Here is a 5,870-nt window from a genome sequence, read left to right on the forward strand (position 1 = left end):
CCCAGGGACCGTGAGCTCGACTCCGTACGCCCAGACGCCCGTTGCCCCGCTCCGCGGCACGCTGTTCATCGGGGGTGAGCGCGTCACCGGTGAAGGGGCGGCGCTGCGCTCCCGTGATCCGCGTACCGGCGTGGAACTCGACCCTCCGTACCGGGCCGCCGGGCCCGCCGAGGTCGCCCGTGCCTGCCGGCTCGCCGAGGACGCCTTCGACGCGTACCGCGCGACCGGCCCCGAGGAGCGGGCCCGGTTCCTGGAGCGGATCGCCGACCACCTCACCGGGGCCGGTGCCGAACTGGTCGCGCGGGCGCACCTGGAGACGGCGCTGCCAGAGGCCCGCCTCACCGGTGAAGTGGGCCGTACCACCGGGCAGTTGAGGCTGTTCGCGCAGGTGCTGCGGGAGGGCGGGGCGCACGGTGTGCGGATCGATCCGGCGCTGCCGGACCGCAGCCCGCTGCCCCGGCCGGATCTGCGGCAACGGCGGATCCCGCTCGGTCCTGTGGCGGTCTTCGGGGCGAGCAACTTCCCGCTGGCGTTCTCCGTGCTCGGTGGTGACACAGCCGCCGCGCTCGCCGCGGGCTGCCCGGTGGTGGTGAAGGCGCACGAGGCGCATCTCGGTACGTCGGAGCTCGCCGCGAACGCCGTGCGTGCGGCCGTCGAGGAGTGCGGCCTTCCGGACGGGGTGTTCTCGCTGCTTGTGGGTGAAGGGCCGCTCGTGGGACGGCAGTTGGTCACCGATCCGCACATCCAGGCGGTCGGTTTCACCGGTTCCCGCACGGCCGGTCTCGCGGTGACACGAGCCGCTCAGGAACGGCCGCGCCCGGTGCCGGTGTACGCGGAGATGAGCAGCGTCAACCCGGTGGTGCTCCTTCCGGGTGCCCTGGCCGAGCGCGCCGAGGGCCTGGCCGAGTCGTTCGTGGCGTCGTTGACGTTGGGCGCGGGCCAGTTCTGCACCAACCCGGGGCTCATCGTCGCGGTGGCGGGCGACGACCTCGACGCGTTCACGGGCGCGGCGGCGCGCGCGGTCGCCGGCCACGCGGGGGCGACGATGCTGACGCCGGGCATCGCGGCGGCGTACGGGCGCGATGTCGACGCGGTCGCCGGGCGGCCCGGTGTGACGGTGCTCGCGCGGGGTACGGCGCCGGAGTCGGCGAGCCCGTGTCAGGCGGCGCTGCTCACGGTGGACGGTGATGTGTTCCGCGCCGATCCGGAGTTGCAGCGGGAGATGTTCGGCGCGGCGGGCCTGGTGGTGCGCTGCCGCGATCTGGCGCATGTGGCCGCGGTGTTGCGCGCCCTCGACGGTCAGCTCACCGCGACCGTGCACAGCGCCGACGCCGACCTGGAGGCGGCGCGCGAGCTGCTGCCGCTGCTCGAACGGCGGGTGGGCCGGGTGCTGTTCAACGGCTGGCCGACGGGAGTGGAGGTCGGGCACGCGATGGTGCACGGCGGCCCGTACCCGGCGACGTCCGACAGCCGCACCACATCGGTCGGCTCGCTCGCCGTCGACCGGTTCCTGCGGCCGGTCGCGTACCAGGACGTACCGGCGGAGCTGCTGCCCGCGCCGGTGCGGGACGACAATCCGTACGAGGTGCCTCGGCTGGTCAACGGCACGCTTGAGACGGGGAGTTGAGGGGACACCGGCGCCGCGTACCGCCCCCTCACCCGGCGAAGGCCGGGCTCTCCACCCCCTGTCCCGCGTCCGGCAGGACCAGTACGGAACCGGCGAGCGGGTGCGGCCGGTCGAGGCCGACGCGGGCCGTGGTGACGTAGAGGTCCCGCAGTCCGGGGCCACCGAAGGCGCACTCGGTGGGACGGGCGACGGGCAGCGGCACCGTGCGGTCGAGCCGGCCGTCCGGGGTGTAGCGGCGCAGTTGCGCACCGTCCCAGAGGGCCACCCAGACGCAGCCGTCGGCGTCGACGGTGAGCCCGTCGGGAAATCCGGCGCCGGGTTCGACGGTCGCCAACTCCCGGCGTTCCACGATGCGTTGGCCGTCGGTGCGGAGCACGTCGATGCGCCGGGTGGGGCTGTCGACGTAGTAGACGCGGCTGCCGTCGGGGCTCCAGGCGGTGCCGTTGCTGACCGTCACGTCGTCGAGGAGCACGGTCGCGGTGCCGTCGGCGGCGATCCGGGTGAGGGTGCCGCCGCCGGGCGCCTCGTCGTAGCGCATCGTGCCCGCCCACAGGGTGCCGTCGGGGGCGACGGCGGCGTCGTTGCCGCGGCGGCCGGGGACGGGGTCGCGGTGCAGCCACGCGAACGTGCCGGAGGCGTCGTAACCGCCCACTCCGTCACGGAGGTTGAGGACGAGTCCGCCCCCGGCGCGGGGCTTCGCGGCGCCGACGTGCTGTTCGGTGGCGAACACGGTGCGGCGACCGGTCCCGGGGTCGAAGGTGTGGACGCGGGAGCCGAGGATGTCCACCCAGATCAGCCGGCCCTCGACCGGGTCCCAGGTCGGGCCCTCGCCAAGTTCAGCCCCCGCGAGAACCCCGGCGCGGACCGCGATTTCCGCCCTCACCGCCCGCCCCGGTGACCGAGCGAGGTGGACAGGTCGGCGGCGCCCTTCGCGGCGAGTTCGGTCAGTTCACGCTCCCGGTCCTCGCTCCAGCGCACCATCGGCACGGAGATCGACAGGGCGGCTACGACGGCTCCCGAGCTGTCCCGTACGGGCGCGGCCACACAGCTCACGTCGGGGTTGGCCTCGCGGTGCTCGACGGCGATGCCCAGGGTGCGGACGGTGCCGAGTTCCTCGCGCAGCGCGTCGTGCCCGGTGATGCTGTCCGGGGTGAGCGCGACCAGCTCGCCGCACTCCTGGAGACGGAGGTTCAGCTCCTCCTCGGGCAGCGAGGCGAGCAGCATCTTGCCGACCGAGGTGCAATGGGCGGGCAGGCGGCGGCCGTTGGCGGAGACCATGCGTACGGCGTGGGTGGAGTCGACCTTGGCGATGTAGATGACGTCGACGTCCTCCAGGATCGCCACATGCACCGTCTCGTCGCAGGTCTCGGCGACCTCGCGGGCGACTCGCTGGCCCTCGGCGGCGAGGTCGAGCTTCTCCGCGTACCGGCTGCCGAGTTGGTAGCCGCGCACGCCGAGGCGGTAGCGGCCGGGCTGTTCCGGGACCGGCACGAGGTACGAGCGGGCCGCGAGGGTGGTGACGAGTTCGTGCACCGTGGTGCGGGGCAGGTTCAGGGCGCGCACGATGTCGGGCGCCGAGAGGGTGCCGTCGCCCTCGAGGAAGAGTTCCAGTATGTCCAGTGCGCGGGTCACCGCCGGAACGAGTCGGCCCATGGCCGCTCACCCACCCCTCTGCGTCGTTCGAAACCCCGGCACGTTGCCGGTATCGCGAACACAGGCTATGCACAGGTGAGTTCGGCGGGCAATCGTCCTGCCGACGATCCCACCGTGTGCGATCCATTGACACCCCTCGGACCGCTTGCCTAGGTTCACGCCACGATCTCGAACGAGTGACGACATACCGAACACGCGAGAGGGCAACTGCCTTGCGCATCACCGGAATCAGCACCCATGTCGTGGGAACTCCCTGGCGCAATCTGACCTATGTGCTCGTCCACACCGACGAGGGCCTGACCGGTGTCGGCGAGACCCGGATGCTCGGCCGCACCGACGCCCTGATCGGCTACCTGCGGGAGGCCGAGGCCCACCACATCGCCGGCTCCGACCCGTTCGCCGTCGAGGACCTGGTGCGGCGCATGAAGTACGGCGACTACGGCCGGGCCGGCGAGATCGTGATGTCCGGCATCGCCGTGATCGAGATGGCCTGCTGGGACATCAAGGGCAAGGCGCTCGGCGTACCGGTCTGGCAGCTCCTCGGCGGCAAGGTCACCGACCGCGTCAAGGCGTACGCCAACGGCTGGTACACCACGGAACGCACCCCGGAGGCGTACCACGAGGCGGCCCGGGAGGTCGTGGCGCGCGGCTACCGGGCCCTGAAGATCGACCCGTTCGGGACCGGCCACTTCGAGCTGGACGCGGAGGCGTCGCGGTACGCGGTGTCGCTGATCGAGGCCGTACGGGACGCAATCGGCCCGGACATCGAGCTGATGCTGGAGATGCACGGCCGGTTCAGCCCCGCCACGGCCGTACGCCTCGCCCGCGAGCTTGCGCCGTTCGACCCGGCGTGGCTGGAGGAGCCGGTGCCGCCGGAGAACCTCAAGGCGCTGAAGAAGGTCGCCGAGCGGGTGGACGTGCCGGTGGCGACGGGTGAGCGGATCCACGACCGGATCGAGTTCCGCGAGCTGTTCGAGGACCAGTCGGCCGACGTCATCCAGCCGGACGTCGGGCACATCGGCGGCATCCTGGAGACCCGCAAGCTCGCCGCGACCGCCGAGACCCACTACATGCTGGTCGCCCCGCACAACGTCGGCGGCTCCGTACTCACCGCCGCGTCCCTCCAACTCGCCGCCTGCACACCGAACTTCAAGATTCTGGAGCACTTCAACGACTTCGCGGACGCGGAGATCACGAAGGTGGTGCGCGGGGCGCCCGTGGTCGACCCGGAGACCGGCTGCTTCGAGGTGTCGCACGCTCCCGGCCTCGGTGTGGAGTTCGATGTGGACGCGGCGGCGGAGTTCCCGCAGCAGCGGGCCCGCTTCGACCTGTGGGCCGACGGCTGGGAGCGGAGGCAGCCCGCATGACCGGCTCCGCGCCCTGTACGTCGAGCCGCTCCGTCGTCGTCGACCGGCCCGGCACGCACCGGCTCGTCACCGCCTCCGTGCCCGAGCCGGGCCCCGGCGAGGTACGCGTCCGGGTCGCCGCCGCCGGGATCTGCATGAGCGACCGCGAACTGTACGACGGCCTGCGCGACCCCGCGTACGTCCGCTACCCGGTCGTGCCCGGACACGAGTGGTCCGGCACCGTCGAGGCGGTCGGCGCGGGCGTGGACCCGGCGCTCGTCGGGCGCCCCACCGTCGCCGAGGGCTTCCGTGCCTGCGGGGTCTGCGCGCGCTGCCGGTGCGGGGAGAGCAGCCTGTGCGGCGGCGGGTACGCGGAGACCGGCTTCACCGAGCCGGGCGCGTTCGCCGACCATCTGGTGCTGCCCGCACGGCTTTTGCACCCGCTGCCGGACGGTGTGGACCTGCGGGCCGCCGCCCTTCTCGAACCCGCCGCGGTGGTGGCCGCCGCCGTGCGTGCCGGGCGGCCCGCACCCGGTGAGCGGATCGCCGTGGTGGGCGCGGGCACCCTCGGGCTGCTCGCCGTGCAGTTGCTCGCCGCGTCCTCGCCCGGCGAGCTCGCGGTGGTCGACCCGCGGGCCGCGCGCGGCGCGCAGGCACTCGGCTTCGGAGCGTCCGAGGCCCACACGCCGGAACAGGCCTCCGGCCTCGAAGGCCGCTTCGACCTGGTCGTGGAGACGGCGGGCGCGCCCTCGACGGCGGCGGCCTCCTGCCGCCTGGCGCGACGCGGCGGCCGGGTCGTCCTCACCGGGATGTTCACCCCGGGCGCGGAGGGCATCGACCCGGTGCACCTGTCGGTCAGCCAGCTGGAGGTACGGAGCGTGTTCGGGGCGTCGTCGGCGGCGTGGTCGGACGCGGTGCGGGCGTTCTCTCTGGGGCTTCTCGCGCCTGCGGCACTCGTCTCGCACGAGTTTCCGCTCGACGGGTTCGCGGAGGCGATCTCCCTTGTGGGGAGCGGGGGTTCGGACGTCGGGAAGGTGCTGCTTCGGCCCTAGGTGGCTTGCGTTGTCCTCGTCCCTCCGTCGACCTGAGTGCTGTACCTGGGGCTGCCGCCCCAGACCCCGCTTCGGCCTTCGGCCTCGTCCTCAAACCCCCCCGGCTACCGCTGGGAGGTGCCCCCAGGACGGGCTGATATTCGGCCTCCAGCGCCGGATGGCCTGAATTCCCCACCCAGAGGAGCCCTCTTG

The 5,870-nt window shown here is 73.0% G+C and carries 5 protein-coding genes; 3 read left to right on the plus strand and 2 right to left on the minus strand.

Annotated elements, in window-relative coordinates:
- A partial coding sequence (locus GUY60_RS33000; protein WP_312866516.1) for an aldehyde dehydrogenase (NADP(+)) occupies positions 1-1,627 on the plus strand: 1,627 nt, incomplete at its 5' end.
- Positions 1,628-1,655: 28 nt separating this feature from the next.
- Here the strand turns inward: GUY60_RS33000 and GUY60_RS33005 are convergent.
- Both GUY60_RS33005 and GUY60_RS33010 read right to left on the minus strand, forming a co-directional pair.
- On the minus strand, positions 1,656-2,510 hold the full coding sequence (locus GUY60_RS33005) for an SMP-30/gluconolactonase/LRE family protein (protein ID WP_161704607.1): 855 nt from the start codon (positions 2,508-2,510) through the stop codon (positions 1,656-1,658).
- On the minus strand, positions 2,507-3,280 hold the full coding sequence (locus GUY60_RS33010; protein ID WP_161704609.1) for an IclR family transcriptional regulator: 774 nt from the start codon (positions 3,278-3,280) through the stop codon (positions 2,507-2,509). The genes GUY60_RS33005 and GUY60_RS33010 overlap by 4 nt, the downstream gene beginning before the upstream one ends.
- Positions 3,281-3,492: 212 nt before the next feature.
- Between GUY60_RS33010 and GUY60_RS33015 the strand changes: the two genes are divergently transcribed.
- Both GUY60_RS33015 and GUY60_RS33020 read left to right on the plus strand, forming a co-directional pair.
- The gene (locus GUY60_RS33015; RefSeq protein ID WP_161704611.1) at positions 3,493-4,647 is read left to right on the plus strand and encodes a mandelate racemase/muconate lactonizing enzyme family protein; all 1,155 of its coding nucleotides are present in this window, start codon (positions 3,493-3,495) and stop codon (positions 4,645-4,647) included.
- Positions 4,644-5,678, plus strand: a complete 1,035-nt coding sequence (locus tag GUY60_RS33020) for a zinc-dependent alcohol dehydrogenase (protein ID WP_161704613.1) — start codon at positions 4,644-4,646, stop codon at positions 5,676-5,678. The genes GUY60_RS33015 and GUY60_RS33020 overlap by 4 nt, the downstream gene beginning before the upstream one ends.
- Positions 5,679-5,870: the final 192 nt, after the last annotated feature.

Source organism: Streptomyces boluensis (assembly GCF_009908195.1).
Classification (GTDB): domain Bacteria; phylum Actinomycetota; class Actinomycetes; order Streptomycetales; family Streptomycetaceae; genus Streptomyces; species Streptomyces boluensis.

What these genes read in the sequence shown, in the direction of transcription:
- GUY60_RS33010 (WP_161704609.1), bottom strand. Translation starts at nt 3,280, where the DNA reads ATGGGCCGACTCGTTCCGGCGGTGACCCGCGCACTGGACATACTGGAA.
- GUY60_RS33020 (WP_161704613.1), top strand. Translation starts at nt 4,644, where the DNA reads ATGACCGGCTCCGCGCCCTGTACGTCGAGCCGCTCCGTCGTCGTCGAC.